The sequence below is a fragment of the Streptomyces sp. NPDC002176 genome, from assembly GCF_044903645.1.
GTDB lineage: Bacteria > Actinomycetota > Actinomycetes > Streptomycetales > Streptomycetaceae > Streptomyces.
This window is the reverse complement of the sequence record NZ_JBJDQW010000005.1, coordinates 456,913-479,111: the sequence shown is the minus strand read 5'-3', so window position 1 is coordinate 479,111 and position 22,199 is coordinate 456,913. Positions and strand designations below refer to the sequence as shown.

Annotated in this window: 20 protein-coding genes, 1 tRNA gene and 1 pseudogene; 13 read left to right on the top strand and 9 right to left on the bottom strand. The window is 72.6% G+C overall.

Translation table 11 applies throughout. The features are described 5' to 3' along the window. Positions 1–7: 7 nt before the first annotated feature. Both ACI2LY_RS25015 and ACI2LY_RS25010 read right to left on the bottom strand, forming a co-directional pair. Complete coding sequence (locus ACI2LY_RS25015; RefSeq protein ID WP_404709107.1) at positions 8–1,663, bottom strand: long-chain fatty acid--CoA ligase; 1,656 nt, start codon at positions 1,661–1,663, stop codon at positions 8–10. A gap of 119 nt (positions 1,664–1,782) precedes the next feature. Next, the gene (locus ACI2LY_RS25010; protein ID WP_404709106.1) at positions 1,783–2,373 is read right to left on the bottom strand and encodes a SigE family RNA polymerase sigma factor; all 591 of its coding nucleotides are present in this window, start codon (positions 2,371–2,373) and stop codon (positions 1,783–1,785) included. A 552-nt stretch (positions 2,374–2,925) separates the two neighbouring features. Here ACI2LY_RS25010 and ACI2LY_RS25005 point away from each other — a divergent pair. Next, positions 2,926–3,786 carry a bifunctional DNA primase/polymerase gene (locus ACI2LY_RS25005; RefSeq protein WP_404709105.1) on the top strand — a complete coding sequence of 287 codons (861 nt, stop codon included), beginning with the start codon at positions 2,926–2,928 and terminating at the stop codon, positions 3,784–3,786. A 78-nt stretch (positions 3,787–3,864) separates the two neighbouring features. On the opposite strand, the gene ACI2LY_RS25000 is transcribed toward ACI2LY_RS25005, so the two are convergent. Continuing rightward, positions 3,865–4,749: a LysR family transcriptional regulator gene (locus tag ACI2LY_RS25000; protein WP_404709104.1), complete on the bottom strand. Its 885-nt coding sequence runs from the start codon at positions 4,747–4,749 to the stop codon at positions 3,865–3,867. A 123-nt stretch (positions 4,750–4,872) separates the two neighbouring features. Between ACI2LY_RS25000 and ACI2LY_RS24995 the strand changes: the two genes are divergently transcribed. Beyond that, a complete protein-coding gene (locus ACI2LY_RS24995; RefSeq protein ID WP_404709184.1) occupies positions 4,873–5,259 on the top strand; it encodes a VOC family protein in 387 nt (128 codons plus the stop codon). A gap of 126 nt (positions 5,260–5,385) precedes the next feature. Here the strand turns inward: ACI2LY_RS24995 and ACI2LY_RS24990 are convergent, their stop codons facing one another. Beyond that, positions 5,386–5,667, bottom strand: a complete 282-nt coding sequence (locus tag ACI2LY_RS24990; RefSeq protein WP_404709103.1) for a hypothetical protein — start codon at positions 5,665–5,667, stop codon at positions 5,386–5,388. 550 nt (positions 5,668–6,217) lie between these two features. On the opposite strand from ACI2LY_RS24990, the pseudogene ACI2LY_RS24985 reads away from it, so the two are divergent. Next, positions 6,218–6,779: pseudogene (locus ACI2LY_RS24985) on the top strand (cysteine hydrolase family protein). 58 nt (positions 6,780–6,837) lie between these two features. On the opposite strand, the gene ACI2LY_RS24980 reads toward ACI2LY_RS24985, so the two are convergent. Both ACI2LY_RS24980 and ACI2LY_RS24975 read right to left on the bottom strand, forming a co-directional pair. Continuing rightward, positions 6,838–6,924: transfer RNA gene (locus tag ACI2LY_RS24980), tRNA-Ser, on the bottom strand. Positions 6,925–6,994: 70 nt separating this feature from the next. Beyond that, a complete protein-coding gene (locus tag ACI2LY_RS24975) occupies positions 6,995–8,416 on the bottom strand; it encodes a S1C family serine protease (RefSeq protein WP_393913315.1) in 1,422 nt (473 codons plus the stop codon). 414 nt (positions 8,417–8,830) lie between these two features. On the opposite strand from ACI2LY_RS24975, the gene ACI2LY_RS24970 reads away from it, so the two are divergent. The 3 genes from ACI2LY_RS24970 (at position 8,831) to ACI2LY_RS24960 (ending at position 11,458) form a co-directional block, all read left to right on the top strand. Beyond that, positions 8,831–9,649: a glycerophosphodiester phosphodiesterase gene (locus ACI2LY_RS24970; protein ID WP_393913314.1), complete on the top strand. Its 819-nt coding sequence runs from the start codon at positions 8,831–8,833 to the stop codon at positions 9,647–9,649. 57 nt (positions 9,650–9,706) lie between these two features. Beyond that, entirely contained in the window at positions 9,707–10,348 is a 642-nt protein-coding gene (locus ACI2LY_RS24965; RefSeq protein WP_404709102.1) for an ATP-binding protein, read from the top strand. A 138-nt stretch (positions 10,349–10,486) separates the two neighbouring features. Next, positions 10,487–11,458: a DUF5926 family protein gene (locus tag ACI2LY_RS24960; protein ID WP_404709101.1), complete on the top strand. Its 972-nt coding sequence runs from the start codon at positions 10,487–10,489 to the stop codon at positions 11,456–11,458. Positions 11,459–11,661: 203 nt separating this feature from the next. On the opposite strand, the gene ACI2LY_RS24955 is transcribed toward ACI2LY_RS24960, so the two are convergent. Both ACI2LY_RS24955 and ACI2LY_RS24950 read right to left on the bottom strand, forming a co-directional pair. Next, positions 11,662–12,192, bottom strand: coding sequence for a hypothetical protein (locus ACI2LY_RS24955; RefSeq protein WP_404709100.1), 531 nt, complete (start codon positions 12,190–12,192; stop codon positions 11,662–11,664). 55 nt (positions 12,193–12,247) lie between these two features. Next, a complete protein-coding gene (locus ACI2LY_RS24950) occupies positions 12,248–12,913 on the bottom strand; it encodes a bifunctional DNA primase/polymerase (protein ID WP_393913310.1) in 666 nt (221 codons plus the stop codon). A gap of 605 nt (positions 12,914–13,518) precedes the next feature. On the opposite strand from ACI2LY_RS24950, the gene ACI2LY_RS24945 reads away from it, so the two are divergent. Together ACI2LY_RS24945 and ACI2LY_RS24940 are read left to right on the top strand one after the other, a co-directional pair. Further along, positions 13,519–14,895, top strand: coding sequence for a SpoIIE family protein phosphatase (locus ACI2LY_RS24945; RefSeq protein ID WP_404709099.1), 1,377 nt, complete (start codon positions 13,519–13,521; stop codon positions 14,893–14,895). Positions 14,896–15,042: 147 nt separating this feature from the next. After that, positions 15,043–16,521, top strand: coding sequence for an aminopeptidase P family protein (locus ACI2LY_RS24940; protein ID WP_404709098.1), 1,479 nt, complete (start codon positions 15,043–15,045; stop codon positions 16,519–16,521). Between the two features lie 42 nt (positions 16,522–16,563). Here ACI2LY_RS24940 and ACI2LY_RS24935 read toward each other — a convergent pair whose 3' ends face one another. Beyond that, positions 16,564–17,013, bottom strand: a complete 450-nt coding sequence (locus ACI2LY_RS24935; protein WP_393913308.1) for an ATP-binding protein — start codon at positions 17,011–17,013, stop codon at positions 16,564–16,566. A 222-nt stretch (positions 17,014–17,235) separates the two neighbouring features. Between ACI2LY_RS24935 and ACI2LY_RS24930 the strand changes: the two genes are divergently transcribed. The 5 genes from ACI2LY_RS24930 to ACI2LY_RS24910 all read left to right on the top strand — a co-directional run bounded on the left by ACI2LY_RS24930 (position 17,236) and on the right by ACI2LY_RS24910 (position 22,193). Beyond that, entirely contained in the window at positions 17,236–18,063 is an 828-nt protein-coding gene (locus ACI2LY_RS24930; protein WP_404709097.1) for a hypothetical protein, read from the top strand. A gap of 139 nt (positions 18,064–18,202) precedes the next feature. Next, a complete protein-coding gene (locus ACI2LY_RS24925; RefSeq protein ID WP_404709096.1) occupies positions 18,203–18,949 on the top strand; it encodes a YcnI family protein in 747 nt (248 codons plus the stop codon). 91 nt (positions 18,950–19,040) lie between these two features. Beyond that, positions 19,041–19,703, top strand: coding sequence for an SCO family protein (locus ACI2LY_RS24920; protein ID WP_404709095.1), 663 nt, complete (start codon positions 19,041–19,043; stop codon positions 19,701–19,703). Further along, positions 19,700–20,152: a copper chaperone PCu(A)C gene (locus ACI2LY_RS24915; RefSeq protein WP_404709094.1), complete on the top strand. Its 453-nt coding sequence runs from the start codon at positions 19,700–19,702 to the stop codon at positions 20,150–20,152. Before ACI2LY_RS24920 ends, ACI2LY_RS24915 begins: the two co-directional genes overlap by 4 nt. 13 nt (positions 20,153–20,165) lie before the next feature. Continuing rightward, positions 20,166–22,193, top strand: coding sequence for a copper resistance CopC/CopD family protein (locus ACI2LY_RS24910; RefSeq protein WP_404709093.1), 2,028 nt, complete (start codon positions 20,166–20,168; stop codon positions 22,191–22,193). Positions 22,194–22,199 lie beyond the last annotated feature (6 nt).

Here is a 22,199-nt window from a genome sequence, read left to right as displayed (position 1 = left end):
CGGTCACTCAGAGCTGTGTCACGTCCAGCTCGCCGTCCGCGTACCGCCTGCGCAGCACCTTCTTGTCGAACTTGCCGACGCTGGTCTTCGGGACCGTCTCGACGATCGTCCAGCGCTCGGGGAGCTGCCAGCGGGCGATCCCGCACTCCTCGGCGAGGAAGAGGCGCAGCGCCTCGAAGCCGACCTCCGAGCCCTCCTTCAACACCACGGTGGCCAGCGGGCGTTCGTCCCACTTCTCGTCCGGCACGGCGACCACGGCGGCCTCGGCGACGTCCGGGTGGGCCATCAGGGCGTTCTCCAGCGCGACCGAGGAGATCCACTCGCCGCCGGACTTGATGACGTCCTTGGCGCGGTCGGTGAGGGTGAGGAAGCCGTCGGGGGAGATGGTGCCGACGTCGCCGGTCTTCAGCCAGCCGTCCGCGCTGAACTTGTCGTCGGGGCGCAGGGGTTCGGCGTCGAGGCCGTTGTAGTAGGCGCCCGCGATCCAGGGGCCGCGCACCTCCAGCTCGCCCGCCGACTCGCCGTCCCAGGGCAGGCGTTCGCCGCCGGGGCCGGTGAGGCGGGCCTCGACGGAGGTGGGGAAGCGGCCCTGGGTGAGCCGGTAGGCGAACTCCTCCTCGGTGCCGATCGCGTGGGCCGGGGGCCGGGCGATCGTGCCGAGCGGGGAGGTCTCGGTCATGCCCCAGGCGTGGCAGACCCGCATGCCGAGCGCGTCGAACGCCTCCATCAGGGAGGGCGGGCAGGCCGCGCCGCCGATGGTGACCTGAACGAGGGAGGAGACGTCGCGGGGGTTGACGCCGAGTTCGGCGAGCAGGCCCTGCCAGATGGTGGGGACGGCGGCCGCGTGCGTCGGGTGCTCGGCCGCGATCATCTCGGCGAGCGGCACGGGCTGGAGGAACCGGTCCGGCATCAGCAGGTTGACGCCGGTCATGAACGCGGCGTCCGGCAGCCCCCACGCGTTCACGTGGAATTGCGGGACCACGACCAGCGAGGTGTCCTGGTCGGTCAGGCCCATCGACTGGGTCATGTTGACCTGCATGGAGTGCAGGTAGACCGAACGGTGGCTGTACACCACGCCCTTGGGGTCGCCGGTGGTGCCGGAGGTGTAACACATGGCGGCGGCCCGGCGTTCGTCCAGCTCGGGCCAGTCGTAGTGCTCCGGGCGCCCGGCGAGCAGCTCTTCGTACTCGTGCACGCGTGCCGTACCCGCCGCGAGCGGGGCGCGGTCGCCGGGGCCGGTCACCACGAGGTGCTCGACGGTGGGCAGCTGGGGCAGCAGGGGCGCGAGGAGCGGGATCAGCGAGCCGTTGACGATGATCACGCGGTCGGCGGCGTGGTTGACGATCCACGCCAGCTGCTCGGCGGGCAGCCGCAGGTTGAGCGTGTGGAGTACGGCGCCCATGGACGGGACGGCGAAGTACGCCTCGACGTGCTCGGCGTTGTTCCACATCAGGGTCGCGACCCGGTCGTCGTCCCGCACCCCGAGGTCGTCCTTCAGGGCGTGCGCGAGCTGGGCCGAGCGGGCGCCGATCTCGGCGAAGGTCCGCCGGTGCGGCTCGGCCTCGCCGGTCCAGGTGGTGATCCGCGACGACCCGTGCACGGTCGAGCCGTGGGTCAGAATCCTCGAGATCAGCAGCGGTACGTCCTGCATGGTGCTCAGCACGGCGGGCGTCCTCCCCGGCAGCGTTGCCTGTACGGAAGTAGAGTCGCGCTGATTCTGCGCACATACCGCGCGGTATGTCACTAGGGGGAGGGAAAGTCGGCGCTGTGGCCCGCTGGTTTCTAGCGGGCCAGGCCCAGCTCCGGGTCCTCGCGGAGCTTGCCGAGGGCGCGGGAGACGGCGGACTTCACGGTGCCGACGGAGACGCCGAGCAGCTCGGCGGTGCGGGCCTCGCTGAGGTCCTCGTAGTAGCGCAGGACGACCATGGCGCGCTGGCGGGCGGGCAGGCGCAGGACCGCCCGCCACATCGCGTCGCGCAGCGCCTGGCGCTCGGCCGGGTCGTCGGCGCCGGGACGCGGCTCGGGCTCGGGCAGCTCGTCGCAGGCGAACTCGTCCACCCGTCGTCTGCGCCACTGCGAGGTACGGGTGTTGAGGAGGGCGCGGCGCACATACCCGTCCAGCGCCCGGTGGTCCTCGATGCGCTCCCAGGCGACGTACGTCTTGGCCAGCGCGGTCTGCAGCAGGTCCTCGGCGTCGCTCGGGTTGGCGGTGAGCGAGCGGGCGGTGCGCAGGAGGGCGGGGTGGCGGGCGTGGACGTAGGAGGCGAAGGAGGGGTACAGCGAGGTGCCGCCCGGCGCGAGGCGGGGGTGGGGAAGGGTCTGCCGCGCTGGTGCGGCGGCGGCCGAGGCGCTGGTGCAGACGGGTGCGGTCATGACTCCACGCTAGGAGCGGGCACGGCGCCGGGGATCGGCCGGAGGTCCCGAAGCCGGGTCCGCCTCAGGTTGTAGGGGTGGGGTTCGCCGGACCTCCTGAAGGTGGAGTGGACCTCCACCCGGCCTGGGGGTTCTCCCGGAGGCTCGTGGACGGCTTGGAGAGGGGCGGGCGTACGACAGCGGCGCGGCGGGCACCGAAGTGCCGGCCGCGCCGCTGTCATGACCCCGAAGCACACCCCGGCGGAGCCCCTCCCCAGGGACCCCGCCCCGGGCTCACCGGAGAGGTCCGCGGTGACTGCTGTCCATCTCTTCCTCCAGAACCAACTACGGCTTGAGTCAGGGAGGTTGGCCGACCATCCCGACTCGTTTCCTGCGGCGTCGCACCGGAGTACTGCCCGCCCCGTCCCGCCCCAATCTCCCCAGGGGGCACGATTACCACGCAAGCGTGATGACAAGTCGATAAACCCCCATCGCCACATTTCTTCGCGGTGTGGTGCAGACGGGACATCCCTGCCCACTTCCCATACTCGAACGTATGTACGACCATGGAGTATGGCCACCTCCGACCGGCAGGCCAGAACGCTGGCCCTCGCCCACGCGCTGTCAGCCGCCGAGCGCGGGCTGGCCGTCATCCCCCTGTCCCGGCGGAAGCTCCCGGCCCTGCGCTCCCCGCACCGGTCCGACCCCGCGCGGCCGCCCTGCCATGGCGAGTGCGGCCGCTTCGGGCACGGGGTGCACGACGCCTCCACGGACCCCGACCGGGTGCGCGCCCTGTTCGCCGCCGCGCCCTGGGCCACCGGCTACGGCATCGCCTGCGGCCTGCCCCCGCACCAGCTGATCGGCGTCGACCTGGACACGAAGCCCGGCACCGACTCCCCGGCCGCGCTGCGCGCCCTGGCCATACGGCACCGGTTCACGATCCCGGAGACGGTCGTCGTCCTCACCCCGAGCGGCGGGCGCCACCTGTGGCTGACCGGCCCGCCGGACGTGGCCGTCCCCAACTCGGCGAGCCGACTGGCCCCCGGCATCGACATCCGGGGCGCCGGGGGCTACCTGGTCGGCCCCGGTTCGCGCGGCACCCACGGCACGTACACGACGGCACCGGGCACCGCCCATCTCGGCCCGGCGCCCTGTCCCCCGGCCCTGCTGCACCTGCTCCTGCCTCCGCCACCCCGGCCACCTCGGGCCCCCTCCGCCGCCGGGGGCGCGTCCCTGGTCCACTTCGTCCGCACCGCGCACGAGGGCGAGCGCAACGCCCGGCTCTTCTGGGCGGCGTGCCGGGCCTGGGAGCAGGGCATGGGTTCCGCGCTGGAAGGGCCACTCCTGGACGCGGCCCTGGACACCGGGCTGCCGGAACCGGAGGCACGGGCCACGCTGGGGTCTGCGGCGCGGAGGGTGGGGGGAGGGGGCTAGGTCCTGACTTCTGGATCTCGCCGGGGCCGGCCAGGAAGGCGCCCTCGGCCCGAGCCGATGTGATCCACCTGGCACGCCCTAGGCCCGTGCCACGTCCGCCGCCGCTCGCACGAACTCCCGCACGCGCGCCGTCGTGTTCCCCGTCCGCCACACCGGTCCCCGCCGGATGGGTGGGGCGTCGCGCAGGGGCACGTACGCGATGTCCGGGCGGGGGTAGTAGCGGCGTGAGTGGTCGCCCACCGGAAGGACGCCGAGGCCGAGGGCGACCAGGGTCAGCATCTCGGAGAACGAGGTTCCGGCGGGGCCCTTCGGTATCGGGCGGCCGGAGGGGGTGCGGTCGGGGGTGCGGTCCCGTTTGAAGGCGGCGGAGGTGACCGCCGGGTACTGCACGACGGGGTGGTCCGCGAGGACTTCCAGCGACACGGACTCCTCGCCCGCGAGCGGATGCCCGGCCGGGACGGCGAGCACCCGCCCCTCCACGAGCAGGGGAGCCCCGCAGGCCATCCCGTCGAACGGGTACGAGGCGATCAGCACGTCCACCGAGCCGTCGAGCAGACCCGCGCGCGAGTCGGACAGCTGCGCCTCCCGTACGACGACCCGGCACTCGGGATGCCGCTGGCGGAACAGCCCGACCACCTTCAGCAGCGCGGGCGCGGTCCACTCCCCGAGGAAGGCGACCCGCAGCTCGCCGGTGATCCCGCGGCTGGCGTCGGTGGCCCGGCGGAGGGCGTCCGCCATGCCGTCGACCAGGGGAGCGAGGTCGTCGGCGAGCCCCTGCCCGACCGCCGTGAGCCGGACACTCCGGCTGTTCCGCTCGAACAACGGGCCCCCGATCCGCCGCTCCAGCTTCCGGATCACCTGGCTGACCCGCCCGGTCGTGACGCCGAGCCGCTCGGCGGCCCGCCCGAAGTGCAGCTCCTCCGCGAGCGTCAGGAAGGACTCGATCTCGATCCGCTCCAGCATGCGTCCCCCAGCGTTCAGTCAGGCTCAACGACCGTAAGCCGGTCAGCGCTTGATGGTGACCCGGCACCGGCGGATCGTAGAAGCGTCACCGCATCCGCTCCCCTGGAGGAAAACGTGCCCGCGCTGCGCGTCAAGGCATTCGACCACCTGGTCCTCAACGTCGCCGACGTCGAACGCTCCCTCGGCTTCTACACGGCCCTCCTCGGCCTGCACCCGGAGAACGTCGACGAATGGCGCGCCGGCAAGGCCCCCTTCCCCTCCGTCCGCATCTCCCCGGACACCATCATCGACATCGTCGCGGGCCCCCGCTCCGACTCCAACGTCGACCACTTCTGCCTGGTCGTGGACCCCCTGGACTGGCCCGAGGTCATCGCCTCCGACCGCTTCACCGTCCTGGAGGGCCCGGTCCAGCGCTCGGGCGCACGGGGCGAGGCGACGTCGATCTATGTGCGGGACCCGGACGGGAACACGATCGAGCTGCGGTGGTATCCGGAGGACGCGGGGGCGTAGTGCCGAGCAGGCGGAAGGGGCGCCCTCCCCTCGCTGGGGGCACCCCTTCCATTCAGGACCTCTGCGGAGGCCCACACTTGGCCTTTTCCCCGGCCGGGAAACTAGGCAAGGACGACCTGTCGGCCGCTACGGCTCGTCCACCGACCCGCCGACGGACGACTCGTCACGCCCCTTCCGCTGCACCAGGGGAATGACCACGGCAACGACGCCGGCAGCCGTACCAATCGGGGCCGCGAGGCGCGGAAACGCCGTCACCAGGAGCACCACGGTCAGAGCGACCGCGAGCACGGCGGCCACGGCAGCCCGCCGCGCCCGGAAGCCTCCCAGCCGCTTACGCACAGCAGAGCCCGCTTCATCCACAGGCAGAGCCTTGGAGCGCGGCGTCTCAGGATTCATGGGTACCGTCATCGGTAGACCTTCCTCTTCAACCTAGGGACAAGGTCGGGGCGGCTCCCGTGCCAGCGGGGGTCGCCTTTTCTGCGACCACGCCACCCGTCAAGGCCAATAGTGACAGTGAGTTAGAAGGTCGCCAATCCGGTTGTCCACAACCCCTGTGGACAACCAGCAAATAACTGTGCGTAAACCCAAGTTTTCTGTGTACGGGCCGGTGGACAGAGACGTGCATAACCCACAGAGGCATCCACAGAACGGCATCTGAACTGCGGCTTTCAGTTACGCACACTGTGGAGAAGAAAAACTTTGCCACCAAATCATTTATCACGGGGCGTGAAGGCGGAGGGATTTATTCCGCACATATATCTACCCGCGTAGACATCCCGGAAAGGGTGAATTCCAGCGGTGCCCGCTGAAAATGCGACTCCGCTCCGGCCTGGCTGGACCGCTCGCACCTGGGAGCCCGACTCGTCAGCGTCGACCGAGTGGGCCGACCGTCTGCTCGGTCGATCCGTCAGACTTGCCGTTGTCCACCGGCGAAGGCGGCGAAGGAGGGGTGGCGAGCATGGCGAACAGCGCGCTGTTGGTGATGGACGTCCAACGGGACGTCGTGGCGATGGCCGACGACGGTTCCGGGTATCTGCCGCGGCTGCGCGGGGCGATCGACGGTGCCCGGGCTGCCGGAATCCCCGTGATCTACGTGGTGATGGGGCGGCGGCCGGGCGATCCGGACATCAGCCCGCGCAGCAAGGTGATGGCGAACGTCGTGCGGGGGACTGTTCATCGAGGGCGCGCCCGGCTCCGAGATTCATCCCGACGTAGCGCCCCGGCAGGGCGACGTGGTGGTCACCAAGAGGCGGGGGAGCGCGTTCTCGGGCAGCGACCTCGACCTGGTGCTCAGGGCTCGCGACATCGACAGCCTGGTCCTCACCGGCATCGCCACCAGCGCCGTAGTGCTGTCCACCCTGTGGCACGCCGTCGACTTGGACTTCGGCCTCACCGTCCTGGCGGACGCCTGCCTCGACACCGACCCCGAGGTGCACCGGATGCTCACCGAGAAGCTGTTCCCGCAGTGGGCCGATGTCCTCACCGTCGAGGACTGGCTCGGAGCCGTCGCCGCACGGTAGGGAGGACAGAAAGGGGTGCCCCCTGATGAGGAGCACCCCTTTTTGTTCACTACCTCTGCGGAGGCGGTGGGATTTGAACCCACGGTGACATCGCTGCCACGACGGTTTTCAAGACCGTTCCCTTAGGCCGCTCGGGCACACCTCCCCGCTGCCGCCCACCTGGGGCGGAGCGGGGTACAGCGTACCGGGAGCGGGGAGCGGGCGGGGGAACCGGCTCAGCTGTCGCCGACTCGGGAGCCGAGGGTGAGGTCAACCGTGTGCTGGTCGCCGCCGCGGGTGTAGGTGACCTTGACCTTGTCGCCGGGCTTGTGGGTCCAGATCTCGCCGATCAGGGTGGGACCGCTGTCGATCACGGAGTCGTCCAGCTTGGTGATGACGTCGCCGGGCTTGAGGCCCGCCTTCGCGGCGGGGCCGCTCGGCTCGACCGCGGCCGCGCCGCCCGTGCCCTGGTCGGTGATCTTCGCGCCGTCGGCGGACTCCTCCAGGGAGACCGAGGCGCCGATCTTGGCGTACACCGGCTTGCCGTTCTTGATCAGCTGCTGGGCCACGTACTTGGCCTGGTTGATCGGGATGGCGAAGCCGAGGCCGATCGAGCCGGACTGGCCGGAGCCGAAGCTGCCGCCGCTGGTGGACTGGATGGCGGAGTTGATGCCGATCACCGCGCCGGAGGCGTTCAGCAGCGGGCCGCCGGAGTTGCCCGGGTTGATCGACGCGTCGGTCTGCAGGGCGCTCATGTAGGACGCCTTGCTGCCGGAGCTGCCGTCGCTGGAGGCCACCGGGCGGTTCTTGGCGCTGATGATGCCGGTGGTCACCGTGTTGGACAGCCCGAAGGGGGCACCGATGGCGATCGTCTCGTCGCCCACCGCGACCTGGTCGGAGTTGCCGAGGGAGAGCGGCTTGAGGTCGGAGGGGGCGTTCTTCAGCTTGACGACGGCCACGTCGTAGCCCTGGGCGTGGCCCACGACCTCGGCGTCGTACTTCCGGCCGTCCGGGAAGGTGGCCGACAGCTTGCCGCCGTCGACCGCCTCGGCCACCACGTGGTTGTTGGTGACGATGTGGCCCTGGGTGTCGAAGACGAACCCGGTGCCGGTACCGCCCTCGCCGCTGTTGCTCTCCGCCTCGATGGTCACCGTGCTGGGCAGCGCCTTGGAGGCGACGCCCGCGATGGTGCCGGGCGCCCGCTTGACCTGCGAGGCGCCGTTGTCGGCGGCGGTGACGGTGGTGGAGCCCTGGCCGTCGTTGTCCTTGGCCAGGGTGTAGCCGAGGCCGCCGCCCAGGCCGCCCGCGACCAGCGCGGCCACCAGCACCGCCGCGATCAGCCCGCCGCGCCCGCCGCCGGCCGGCTTGGGCGCGGGCTGCTGGTAGGCGGCACCCCAGCCGCCGCCCGCACCGCCCGCACCCGCGTCGCCGTAGCCCGGCGCACCGTGCGGCGGCGGGGGCGGCCAGGCGCCCTCGGGGGCGCCGTAGGTCTGGGGGGCGCCGGGTCCGTACGGATGCTGCTCCGGCGGGCCGGGGGGCACCGGCGGAAGCTGAGCCGTCGCACCCGCGTCACCCTGCGGGGGAGCGGGAGATGCCACCGGCACAGGAGGTGCGGACGGGGCCGGGGGTACCGCGTTGCCCTCGTTCTCGGTGCTCACAGCTCTTCTCTCCTCGATCCACGGCTGTTGTCGTCGGTCGCGCTCGGTCGCACCCGATCATGCTCGGTCGCCACCGGTCGCGTCACGTCGTATACGGGTCGCGTACGGTCGCGCCGGTCCATGGTCGGTCATACCGGTGGCCGCGTGCATGCCCGTCGCCCAAGACGCGCGGACCGGCGCGACAAGGCCGCGCGTGGTCCCGTGTCTGTTCCTGTTGTACGTACTCAGCTTTTCCCACGGGCCGTCAGGGCACCGTAAGCGGTCCCTGTGGGACCGTGGGCACTCTTTATATAAGACTTCTCAGGCAAAAGTGAGATAAGTATGCGCGGAAGCCCGCCCGATGGCGCGCTCCTCCCCGGCGCATGCCCGCTCGCGCGCCCCCCCACAACCCCACGTCGGTGGCACCATGACGCGGTGACCCACGCACCACACCACACCATCCAGGTCGTCGCCCACCGTGGAGCCTCCGAGGACGCGCCCGAACACACCCTCGCCGCTTACCGCAAGGCCATCGAGGACGGCGCGGACGCCCTGGAGTGCGACGTACGGCTCACCGCCGACGGGCATCTGGTCTGTGTCCACGACCGCCGGGTGAACCGCACCTCCAACGGCCGCGGCGCCGTCTCCGCGCTGGAGCTGTCCGACCTCTCGGCCCTCGACTTCGGCTCCTGGAAGGGCCGCGTGGGCCGGGACGAGGAACCCGACTGGGAGCACCGGCCCGAGGACCGCGAGGAGACCTCGGTGCTCACCCTGGAACGACTGCTCCAACTCGTCGCGGACGCGGGGCGGCGGGTGGAGCTGGCCATCGAGACCAAGCACCCCACCCGCTGGGCCGGACAGGTCGAGGAACGGCTGCTCGCCCTGCTGCGCCGGTACGGGCTGCACGCCCCCGCCTCCCCCGAAGCCTCCCCGGTCCGCGTGATGAGCTTCTCCGCCCGCTCCCTGCACCGGGTGCACACCGCCGCCCCGACCCTGCCCCTGGTGCTGCTCGCCCAGTTCGTCACCCCCCGGCTGCGCGACGGACGGCTGCCCGAGGGCGTCACGATCGCGGGCCCCTCGGTCCGGATCGCGCGCAGCCATCCCGCGTACGTACGGCGGCTCAAGGAGGCCGGGCACCAGGTGCACGTGTGGACCGTGAACGAGCCTGCGGACGTGGACCTCTGTGTGGAGCTGGGCGTCGACGCCATCATCACCAACCGCCCGCGCGAGGTGCTGAGCCGCCTCGGCCGCTGACCGCCCCACGCCTCGGGGAGTGCTCCGGCGCGTTCGCTCCCGGTGCGGACATTGCGAATGCGTCGCCGGAACGAGACTGGCCGGTTTCCGGTTCAGGCCAATGGGGCATCCACACCGTGGCGTGGGGCGAAGGAGGTCTCGGGGGTGGCGTTGGTGGTGGCACAGGAAGTGCCCGCGTCGTCGAGCATGGCCGTACCTCATGGCCCTGCCGGCGTGGGGAAGGCGAGGCACCGGATGCGTGCGCAACTGCGCGGCGGCGGGGTCCCCGAACCGGTCGTGGACGACGCCGTGCTGATTCTGTCGGAGCTGCTGAGCAACGCGTGCCGCCATGGGCGCCCGCTGGGCGGTGCCCGGGCCGGGGACGGCGCGGTGCGCGCGGCCTGGCGCGTCGACCCGCGCGGACGGCTCATCGTGGAGGTGACGGACGGCGGCGGCCCGACCCGCCCGGCTCCGGCCACCCCCTCGGTCACCGCGCACGGCGGCCGGGGCCTGAGCATCATCGACGCGCTCGCCGACGACTGGGGCGTCCGGGACGAGGTGCCGGGCGAGGTGACGGTCTGGGTGGTGGTCCACGCGGACGTGCACGATCCCGATGCCGGGGGCCCGCCCGAATCTTTCGCTACGCGCGTCACCACCGCCCCGCCGGTCGCCGCGCTGGCCGAACTCGGCTTCACCGACACCCTTGAGGGCCTCGGCTGAACAAGGGCGGAGGACAAGGGTGTTGTCCACAGGCGCGGACGGCCCCGTCCCGCGTTGTCCACAGGTTCCCGTCGCTCGTGGCCCGAACGACTAGGCTCCCGCCCGTACGAGACCAGCCGTAACCGGGAGACAGCCACGATGGCCAAGAAGCGACCCCAGACCAAGGGCCAGCGCCCGCAGCCGCACGGGGCCGAGGGCGAGGTTCCGGTCGTCGGCGCCCGCGAGGCGTGCCCCTGCGGCAGCGGCCGCCGCTACAAGGCGTGCCACGGCCGGGCGGCCGCGCACGCGGTGACCGAGCTGGTGCAGCGCCCGTTCGAGGGCCTGCCGGGCGAGTGCGACTGGGTGGCGCTGCGCGAGCTGGTCCCGGCCGCGACCGTCGAGCTGACCCTGAAGGACGGTCTGCCCGCGGACGTCCCCTCGGTCACGCTGGCCACCGTGCTGCCGATGGCGTGGCCCGCGCTGCGCCGCGACGACGGCTCGGTGCTGCTGGGCCTGCAGAACGACACCGCCTCCGGCGACATCAGCCGCGACCTCGCCGACACGCTCCGGCGTGCCCTGGTCGCCGAGCCGGGCACCCCGGTGGAGGGCCGTCGCGCCCCCTCCGGCGCGCCCCGCCTCCAGGACCTGCTGGACGCCGACGGCGCCTTCGAGCCGGTCGTGCACAGCGGCTTCGAGTTCTGGGTGCCGGACGCGGAGAACGCCACGCCGGAGGTGACCGCCTCCCTGGAGCGGGCCAACTCCGCCGCGATCCCCACGGTGAAGCTGTCGGGCGTGGACGCCGCGTACTGGTGCGAGACGCCGGAGAAGAACCACCTGCGCTGGGTCATGCCGCACGAGGAGGAGCACCTGCTGGACGCGCTGGCCCGGCTGCACGCGGCGGGCACCTCCAGCCTGGGCGAGGGCACCCGGCTGGTCGGCTCGTTCCGCGCGCACGGGCTGACCGTGCCGGTGTGGGACCTGCCGAGCGGGGTCGGCGCCGAGGAGATCGAGAAGCCCGCGGCGGAGTTCGCCGAGCGGCTGGCCGCGGCCCTCGCGGTGACCGAGCCGCTCACCCCGGAGGAGCGCCGGGCGCGCGGCGGACTCACCAACCGGCAGGTCACCCTCAGCTGACCCGGCCGAAGCCGCGGAGTGGGTGACTCCTGTCACAACTCCTCGGTGTGACAAGCGAATCGGTGTCCGAATGGGCCGGACCGAATTTGCGAACCGCCGATCTCTTGTTACCGTTCGAGTAGCCCGGTTGCTGGTGCATCCCCCGTCGCCAGCAACCGGGTCTTTCCATGCCCGCACCCCGTGGCGTCAGCCGTAGCTGATCCTCAACTCCCCATCACATGGGCGGAGTTGCTGCCCGAGCGGAGCAGTAGCGGGCCTTCGGTTCCGGCCGCGAACTCGGAGACGGCCGTGTAGGCGGCCGCCGTCCCCCGGGTGCGTTCGCGGGGTGTCTCACAGGTGGCGGGCGCGTCGTCCGCGTCGATGGCGCAGGTGGTGCGCACGGCCCGGCCGTCCGGCCCCAGCAAGCTCAAGTCCGCGTCCACGGGCTCGCCGGTGGTGTTGCGGTAGTAGACCCGCGCCCAGGTGTCACCGCCCCGCGTCAGCACACAGGTCTGCGCCTCCAGCCCGTCCGGCGAGGCGAGTTCGGGTCCGCAGCGGATGAGAGTGATCCGGTCCGGAGAAGGGGACGCGGAAGCCGAGACCCCGGCCCGCGCGGGCGTACCCCCGTCCACCGGCCCGGCCGACGCCCCGGTCAGCGGCAGCAGCAGCGCGGCCGCCACGAGGGCCGCCAGGACGGAGGTGCGGAGCGGTCCGGCGACCGGCCCGTCCACGCGGGGCCGGTGATTTCGCAGCATGGGCGGAACATAACGAGCGCGCGCGGCCCGAAGGCCCCGCGCGCCCCCGACACCCCTACAACTCGGGCGCGCTCACACCCGTACGAGTGAGGGCCTCGACCATCGCGTCCACCACGGCCTCCACGTCGGGCACCCAGGGGGAGGCGGAGCCGGGCAGCGGGGCGCGCTCCCAGCGGACGTCGCCCGCACCGGTGGTGGAGGGCGGGAGGGCGAGGTAGCCGCCCTCGCCGTGGAAGCGGAGCGAGCCGGGGACGAAGTCCTTGGCGTACAGCAGTTCGCCCAACTGCTCCATGGAGTAGGGCTTCACGAGGATCGCCCAGCGGTGCGGGGCGGCGACGACCGGGCCGAGCCGCATGCCGCGCCGGTCGAGCAGCGCGAGCGCGCGGGCCCCGGCGGCGGCGGGCAGGCTGACCGCGCAGGGCGCCTGGCCGCCGGTGGCGAGGACGATCGGCGCGTCCGGCCTGCTGGTCCACCACCAGCGCACCATGCGGGCGTCGGTCGTGGCCGCGAGCAGATCGGGGTCACCGGGGTGGGCGCCGGGCACCGTGCAGGCCGGGTCGGGGCAGGAGCAGCCGGCCGGGCCCCGCGGATCGGGGGCCACGCCGGGCAGTACGGGCCATCGCCAGGTCGCCGCGACGGTCGTGGCCGCGTCGATCAGCGCCGGGCCGTCGTCGTCCCGCCGGGGCGGGAGTCCGCGTCGCCTTCCGAGGATCTCGCGCATGAGCGCTCGTTCCTTTCCGTTGCACCGCTGGCAACACCGTGGACATCACAACATGTGTGGATCACTTCACTGTGCGTACCTGTTGGCGCATCACGCCCCCGCGTACGGCGCGGGGAACCCCCAGGGGTGGAGCATCGGACGCGTCCGACGTGCGGTTCTTCAGGAGCACGGACACGGCACGGGGGTGGCGAAGTCTGGCGTTTTGCCGTCGCGCGTGTTTCTCTCCGCCTCCGCCGCGGGAGGATGGGGCACGGCCGTCGGTGGTTATGACGTCCGAGTCCTTCGCCAGGTTCCGGGCGGCCTCCGGCCACCCCTGGTCTTCTCTCGAGTACGTACCCCGCACGACCGTGGTGACGCTCCGTCGAGCAGGGCCAGTCGACCGCAATGCAGCTCCACCCGAGGCAGTTTCAAGCCAACTTGCCAGTAAGGCAAGGGGTTCCGGGCAATCCCCCTCCGGCCCCGCCAACACCAGGAATCCCCGCAGGACAATGCTGGACATCCCCTCACGAGTGCGTGTACATGTGGAGACACTGCTGGCGGCGCAGAATCACATGGGGGTTTGCGATGCTTTTCAGTAAGACGCACCGGTCCGAGAGCCGGACGCCATGAACGCCCCGCACCCTCCGAAAGTGGCCGGAATCGATCCCACGGTTCCCCCTCCGACCCACACTGTCGCGCCCGCACCCCCCGACCCGGAAGCCGGTCCCGCACCGGACGCCCCGGCAGGCACTCCACCCCCCGTCACAGCCCCCGACGCCCCCGGCAGTCTGCTCCAGGACCGGCTGGCCGGCTGGGTCTCCGACCTCACCACCCTCCATGAGCTGACCGAGCGGATGTGCCGAACCTCCGCCCTGGACACCGCACTTGAGGAACTCCTGCGCGCCGGTGCCGCCCTCGTGGGCGCCCGGCGCGGTCTGGTCGTATGGGAACCCGGCGACGGACTCGGCCCCCGTACCACCGTCGGCCACGGCCTCGGCAGAGCCGACCTCGGCCACCTGGAGACCGTCCCGCGCGAAGCCCTGCTGACCAGCACCGCGGACCTCCTCGCCGAGCCCGGCCTCGACCCCCGCCACCGCGAGGTCGCCGCCCGCCTCGGCTACGCCGCCGGACACGCCGTCCCCCTGGCCACCGACGACGCCCACCTCGGCACCGCCGTCTGGCTCTACGACGAGCCCGCCGCACCCGACGAACACCACCGACATCTGATCGGCCGCTACCTCCGCCAGGCCGCCGAACACCTCGCCCTGCTGCTGGAGGTGGAGCGCACCCGCGCGTACGCGGCGACCCTCACCGGGGAACTGCTGCCCTCCCGGCTCCCCCGGCTGCCCGGCGTCCAGCTCGCCGTCCGGCACCGCACCGGCCCGCGCGGCGGCGGCGACTGGTACGACGCGCTGCCGCTGCCCGACGCCGCCCTCGGCCTGTCCGTGGGCTCGGTCACCGGCGGCGGACCCGGCGCCGTCGGCGCGATGGGCCGACTGCGCGCCTCGCTGCGGGCCTACGCCGTGATGGAGGGCGAGGACCCGGTCGCCGTCCTGTCCGACCTGGAGCTGCTGCTGCGGCTGACCGAGCCCGCCCGCTCGGCCACCGCCCTGTTCGCCTACTGCGAGCCCGCCGCGCGCCGGATCACCCTGGCCGGTGCCGGGCACAGCCCGCCACTGCTGACCGGGGAGCGGCGCACCGAGTACGCCGAGACCTCCCTGTCCGCCCCGCTCGGCATGCTCGCCTGCTGGGAGGCGCCCAGCGTGGAGTTCCGCGTCGAGCCCGGAGAGACGGTTCTGCTCTACACCGACGGGCTGCTGCGCCGTACCGGCGAGCCCATGGACCGGGCCTTCACCCGGCTGCGCGCGGCCGCGGCGAGCGTGCCGCGGGCCCTGCGCGGCGACCCCGGCGCCGTCGCCGACCATGTCCTCGCCACCCTCCTGCCGGGCGACACCGCCCGCGGCGACGAGGACGTGGTGCTGCTGGCGGCCCGCTTCGGCTGAGCGTCGGCATGAGGCTGAGCGTCGGCATGAGCACGACCGGTCCGGTTTCGGTACGAACGTACGATGATGGGGGCACCCCTGCTCGGGCATGGACGCGAGCGCCGCGTGCCCCCTGGGGGAGACCACACGCCGTACCGAGGAGGATCAGTGTCCGACGAGCTCAACCCGGCCGTTCCCGACGAGGCCACCGAGGCCGCAGAGGCCGAGGCGCCCATCAAGCAGCGCAAGAACGGCCTCTACCCCGGTGTCTCCGACGAGCTGGCGGAGAACATGCGCTCCGGCTGGGCCGACACCGAGCTGCGTGACCTGGCGCCGATCCCGCAGGCCGCCGACACCGCGCGCCGCCGCGCCGCGCTGTCCGCCCGCTTCCCCGGCGAGCGCCTGGTGATCCCCGCGGGCAACCTGAAGACCCGCTCGAACGACACCGAGTACGCCTTCCGCGCCGCCACCGAGTACGCCTACCTCACCGGCAACCAGACCGAGGACGGCGTCCTGGTCCTGGAGCCGGTCACCGCGGGCGGCCACCGCGCGACCATCTACCTGCTGCCCCGCTCCGACCGCGAGAACGGCGAGTTCTGGCTGTCCGGCCAGGGCGAGCTGTGGGTCGGCCGCCGCCACTCCCTCACCGAGTCCGAGGCGCTGTACGGCATCCCGGCCGCCGACGTCCGCGAGCTGGCCGCCGCGCTGCGCGAGGCCACCGGCCCGGTCCGCGTGGTCCGCGGCCACGACGCCGGGATCGAGGCGGCCCTGACCGACAAGGTCACCGCCGAGCGCGACGAGGAACTGCGCGTCTTCCTCTCCGAGGCCCGTCTCGTCAAGGACGACTTCGAGATCGGCGAGCTGCAGAAGGCCGTCGACTCCACCGTGCGCGGCTTCGAGGACGTGGTGAAGGTCCTCGACAAGGCCGAGGCCACCTCCGAGCGCTACATCGAGGGCACCTTCTTCCTCCGCGCGCGCGTGGAGGGCAACGACATCGGCTACGGCTCGATCTGCGCCTCCGGCCCGCACGCCTGCACCCTGCACTGGGTGCGCAACGACGGCCCGGTCCGCTCCGGCGACCTGCTGCTGCTCGACGCGGGCGTGGAGACCCACACCCTCTACACCGCCGACGTCACCCGCACCCTCCCGGTCGACGGCACGTACACCGACGTCCAGCGCAAGATCTACGACGCGGTGTACGAGGCCCAGGAGGCCGGGATCGCCGCGGTGAAGCCCGGCGCCGGGTTCCGCGACTTCCACGACGCCGCCCAGCGCGTGCTCACCGAGAAGCTGGTGGAGTGGGGCCTGGTCGAGGGCCCGGTCGAGCGCGTCCTGGAGCTGGGCCTGCAGCGCCGCTGGACCCTGCACGGCACCGGCCACATGCTCGGCATGGACGTCCACGACTGCGCGGTCGCCCGCACCGAGACCTATGTCGACGGCACCCTGGAGCCCGGCATGGTCCTCACCGTCGAGCCCGGCCTGTACTTCCAGGCCGACGACCTGACCGTGCCCGAGGAGTACCGGGGCATCGGCGTCCGGATCGAGGACGACATCCTCGTCACCGCCGACGGCAACCGGAACCTGTCGGCGGGCCTGCCGCGCCGCTCCGAGGACGTCGAGGCGTGGATGGCGTCGCTCAAGAGCTGACGGCACGACGAAGGGCCGGACGGCCCCTCATGGAAGGACCCCTCACGCGGTGAGCAGTGAGGGGTCCTTCTTCCACTTCAGGACCTTGTCGAAGCTGACCACGGTGCCGGTGCGGCCCGGCCGGGCGCCGATGTGCACGTGGTCGGCCAGCTCCCGGATCAGACACAGGCCCCGGCCGTCCTCGGCGTCCACGCGGGCCATCCGGATGCCCAGGGCCGGTGCGGGCGCGACACCGGGGCCCGAGTCGGCCACCTCGATGCGGCACTTCTCGCCGTCCAGATAGGCGGTCACCCGGTACGCCTCCGAGTGCTCACCGCGTGCGGTGCCACCGTGCTCCACGGCGTTGGCGCACGCCTCGGTCAGGGCCACGGAGATGTCGTACGAGACGTCGGGGTCGACCCCGGCCGTCTCCATGGTGCCGATCAGCAGTCGCCGGGCGAGCGGGACGCTCGCGGCGTCGCGGCGCAGATGGAGTGACCACCAGATGCTCATGCTCCAGCCTCCTGGCCGCGGCTCGACATACCGTTACCTATTGCCGCGCGTGCGCACCGGTAAGCCCCCCGATGACGTGATGCCCCCCATATGGTCGATGTGCGCCGGGACGAATCGGGGTATGACGTACGGCCGATGCCACGGCGCGCGTCCCGGTGGTGGCGCGATCCGGCGGCCCTGCCTCGGGGGTGCGGCGGGCGCAGTGCGATGATGAGCCCCGCCATGAGTGCCCCTCACCCGCGCACGGCGCGGTCCGGACCCCGTGTCCGGCTTCTGCGGGCCGCGGTCTTCGCCGCGGTCTGTGTCGTGCTGGCCGCCGCCGGGCACACCGTGGCCTCCTGCGCGAACGTCCCGCTGTGGACGCTCGGCGCCGGATTCCTGGGCTCCTTGCTGGTCATGGCGCCGCTCGCCGGACGGGCCCGCTCGGTGCCCGCGATCGCGGCCCTCCTCGCCCTCGGCCAGCTGGCCCTGCACACGCTGTTCGGCCTCGGCCAGCACACCGCGCAGCCCATGGCGTCCATGGGCACCGCGCACTCCGGTGCGGCCGACGACGAGATGGTCCAGCGGGCCGCGCAGCTGCTGTGCGGGTCCGGCCCGGCCACCCTCACCCCCGGCCACGCCTACCGGCTGCTGCTCGACGCGCGCCTCATCGACGCCTCGGGCCGCTTCACGGACCGCGCGCCCACCGGCGGGCACGCCTACGACATGGCCGGTTCCTCGGCAGGGTGGCTGCCCTCGCTGCCGATGCTTCTCGGCCACCTCCTCGCGGCCCTCGCCCTGGGCTGGCTGCTGCGCCGGGGCGACCTGGCCGTGCTGCGGCTGATCGAGCTGTCGACGCACGGCGTCGCGGAGGGCGCGCTCGTCCGTTCGCTGCGCGCCGCGCTCGCGCTGACCCGCGCCCTGTACGCCGGGCTGCTGCCCGCGACCGGGCCCGTTCCCCGCGTGCGCCGCACCGGCCGGGACGAGACACCGCTGCCGCGGGCCGAGGCACTCCAGCACTCGGTGATCCGGCGCGGCCCGCCCGCCGACGTGTTCCGTCTCGCCGCCTGACGCGACCACCGCTCCCGTACGTACGTGGAGGGGGGCCGCCGTCGTGCGGCACGCGCGTGCGCCTCTTACGCGCCCCGCGCACCCCTCACCGTCACCGGGCTCAGCACCGGATCTCGCTCAAGAGCGGAGTTTCCCCAGCATGCAGATCTCCCGTACCGCCTCCCGTGTCACCGCCGCCGTCGCCGTGGCGGGCGCGACCGTCCTCGCCGTGTCGGTCCCCGCGTTCGCGCATGTCAGCGTGCAGCCGGAGGGCACCGCGGCCAAGGGCGGCTACGCCACCGTGGACTTCAAGGTGCCCAACGAGCGCGACAACGCCTCCACCACCAAGCTCGAGGTCAACCTCCCGGCCGACCACCCGCTGGCCTCGGTCATGCCGCAGCCGGTGCCGGGCTGGAAGGTCCAGGTGACCAAGTCCAAGCTGGACAAGCCGCTGACCATGCACGGCGAGAAGATCGGCGAGGCCGTCACCAAGGTCACCTGGACCGCCGACGGCAAGGGCATCGAGCCGGGCTACTTCCAGAAGTTCCCGCTCTCGCTGGGCGCGCTGCCCGAGGACACCGACCAGCTCGTCTTCAAGGCGATCCAGACGTACTCCAACAAGGAGGTCGTCCGCTGGATCGAGGTGCAGCAGAAGGGCCAGGAGGAGCCGGAGAACCCGGCCCCGACGCTGGCGCTGTCCGCCGCGACCGACGACCACCACGGCACGGCGGCGGCCGCCGGTGACGACGCCAAGGGTGGCGACAAGGACGACGCCCATGAGGAGACGGCCGCCGCCGACTCCGACGGCACCGACACCACCGCCCGGGTGCTGGGCATCGTCGGCATCGTGATCGGCGTCGCGGGCGTGGCCTACGGCGTCCTCGCGGGCCGCCGCCGCACTGCCTGACCCCTCTCTGATCCGCGTGCGCCGGGGCCGTGCCCGCCCGGTACGGCCCCGGCGCACGCGGGAGCTCTCGACCCCCTTGGGACATCTCTCCATGCTTTCTCCGCGCAAGAAGACCCTGGCCGCGGCCGCGCTGCTGGCCGCCGCCGCCTTCACCCTGTCCGCCTGCGGCAGCGGTGACGACTCCTCCTCGCCCGTCTCCGTGGTCTCCGAGGAGGGCGGCTCCGACAAGGCCGCCACCGTCCTCGACCAGCCCTTCGCCAAGCCCGACCTGGTCCTCACCGACACCCACGGCAAGAAGTACGACCTGCGGGCCGCGACCAAGGGCCACCCGACGCTCGTCTACTTCGGCTACACCCACTGCCCCGACGTGTGCCCCACGACGATGAGCAACCTCGCCGTCGCCAAGAAGGCGCTGCCCAAGGCCGAGCAGGACGAGCTGCGCGTCGTGTTCGTCACCACCGACCCCGGCCGCGACACCCCGGCCGAGCTGGGCAAGTGGCTCAACAGCATCGACCCGGGCTTCACCGGCCTGACCGGCGACTTCTCCACCATCCAGGCGGGCGCCCGCTCGCTGGGCATCTCCATCGAGCCGACGACCAAGGACAAGAACGGCAAGACCGTCTCCGTCCACGGCACCCAGGTCATCGCCTTCTCCCCGAAGACGGACGGCGGCTACGTCCTCTACGGCGAGGACGCCACCGTCGACGACTGGACCAAGGACCTGCCCAAGCTCGTCCGCGGAGCGAAGCCGTGAAGCGGGCCGCGCTGCCCGTCACCGCCCTCGCCGCCGCCCTCGCCCTCGCCGGGTGTGGCTCCGGCCAGGGATCAGGCGAGCCGAAGCTGTCCGTGAGCGCCACCTACATGCCCCAGCCGGTCGCCGCCGACATGGCCGCGGGCTTCCTCACCGTCACCAACAAGGGCGGCGAACAGGACGAGCTGACCTCGGTCAGCAGCGACATCGGCCGGGTCACCATGCACAGCACCAGCGGCGGCACCATGGCCGAGCGCAGCTCCTTCGCGGTGCCCGCCCACGGCAGACTCGTCTTCCGGAGCGGCGGCAACCACCTGATGTTCGAGCAGCTCAAGCAGAAGCCGCGCCAGGGCCAGACCGTCAAGCTCAAGCTGGGCTTCGCCCGGTCCGGTCCGCTCACCGTCGAGATGCCGGTGCGGTCCGCCACGTACAACCCGTCGACCGGACACTGAGGGAGGGACCACCTTGACGCCGACCATCACCCCCCGGCTGCGCACCCTGGTACTGCTGCTCCTCGCCGTCACCGGCGCGCTGTTCGCGGGCGCCGCGCCCGCCTCCGCGCACGCCGCGCTGACCGGCAGCGACCCCGCGCAGGGGGTGGTGGTCGACCGGGCGCCCACCCAGATCTCGCTCACCTTCTCCGAGCAGGTGGCGATGGGCGACAACGCGCTGCGCGTGCTCGACCCCAAGGGCAAGGCGGTCCAGGCGGGCGGGCCGGTGAACGTCAGCGGCACCACCTACGCGATCCGGCTGCACGCCGGGCTCGCCGACGGCACCTACACGGTCGCCTACCAGGTCGTCTCCGCCGACAGCCATCCCGTCGCCGGGGCCTACACCTTCTCCATCGGCGCGCCCTCGCGCACCGTCGTCTCCGACACCGGGGCGGGAGCGGGCGGCGGAGTCGTGGGCGGGCTGTACTCCGTCGGCCGCTATCTGTCCTACGCGGGCTTCATCGTGCTGGTCGGCGGCGCCGCCTTCGTACTGGCCTGCTGGCGGCAGGGCGCGGGGGTACGGGCGCTGCAGCGGCTCGTGGTCGGGGGCTGGCTGACGCTCACCGCGGCCACGCTGGGGCTGCTGCTCCTGCGCGGCTCGTACACCTCCTCGGGCAAGCTCGGGGACGTCTTCGACCTGGATCTGCTCGGGCAGGTGCTCCAGACCAAGACCGGGGCCGCGCTGGTCTCCCGGCTGCTGCTGCTCGCCGCCGCCGCGCTGTTCGTCGCGGTGCTCTTCGGGGCGTACGCGCGGCGGGAGGAAGAGGGGGCGGAGGAGGGGGCCGACGAGGACGCGGCCGCTGAGCGGCGTGACCTGGGCTTCGGGCTCGCCATCGGCGGGATCGTCGTCGCGGCCGGGCTCGCGGCGAGCTGGGCCATGGCCGAGCACGCGTCCACCGGGCTCCAGCCGGGCATCGCCATGCCGGTCGACATCGTGCACCTGCTCGCCGTCGCCTGCTGGTTCGGCGGGCTGACCGCGCTGCTCGTCGCGCTGTACCGGGCGCCCGCCGACACCCCGCTCGGCACGGATGCCGTGCGGCGCTTCTCCCGGCTGGCCTTCGGCTCCGTCCTCGCGCTGGTCGCCACCGGCGTCTATCAGTCCTGGCGCCAGCTGGGCTCCTGGTCGGCCTTCACCGATACCCGTTACGGGCAGCTCCTGCTGGTCAAGCTGGGGCTCGTGGCGGTCATGGTGGGGCTGGCGTGGATCTCCCGGCGGTGGACGGGGCGGCTGGCTGAGCGGGGTGCGGCTGAAGCCGAGGCGGAGTCCGAGGCAGCTGCGGACGCCCCGTCGGCCGAGGCGCGGGAGCAGGCTCCCCTCGCCGCCGAGCGGGCCGACGTTCCTGAGCAGGCGTCCCGCTCCGCCGCCGTGCCGACCGGCGCTGTCGCCGCCGGGCCGGTGGGGGCCTCGGCAGACGACGACCCGGACCGGGCCGCGCAGCTCGCCCGGCAGCGGGTCGCCGTCGAGACCGCGCGGCGCAAGCGGGTGCGGGATGCCGACCCGAACCGTTCCGGGTTGCGTCGGTCGGTGCTCGCGGAAGCGGCCGTCGCCGTCGTCCTGCTCGCCGTGACCACCGCGCTCACCCAGACCGAGCCCGGCCGCACCGAGCAGGAGGCCAGGGCGGCCACCGCCCCGGCCGCCAGTTCCCCGGCCGACACCTCCGGCGCCCTCACCCTCGACATGCCCTTCGACACCGGCGGCACGAACGGCAAGGGCCTGGTCCGGATCGACCTCGACCCGGCCAGCGTCGGCGCCAACGAGATGCACCTCTACGTGCAGCGGCCCGACGGCCGCCCGTACGACATCCCCGAGGTGAAGGTCGCCCTCACCCTGAAGGCGAAGAAGATCGGGCCGCTTCCCGTGGCCCCGGAACACATCACCACCGGCCACTGGGCGGCGAGCGGTGTCCAGGTCCCCATGGCGGGAGACTGGGAGGTCGCCGTCACCGTACGGACCTCCGACATCGACCAGGTGACCGTCTCCAAGAACGCGCAGATCGGCTGAACCGCA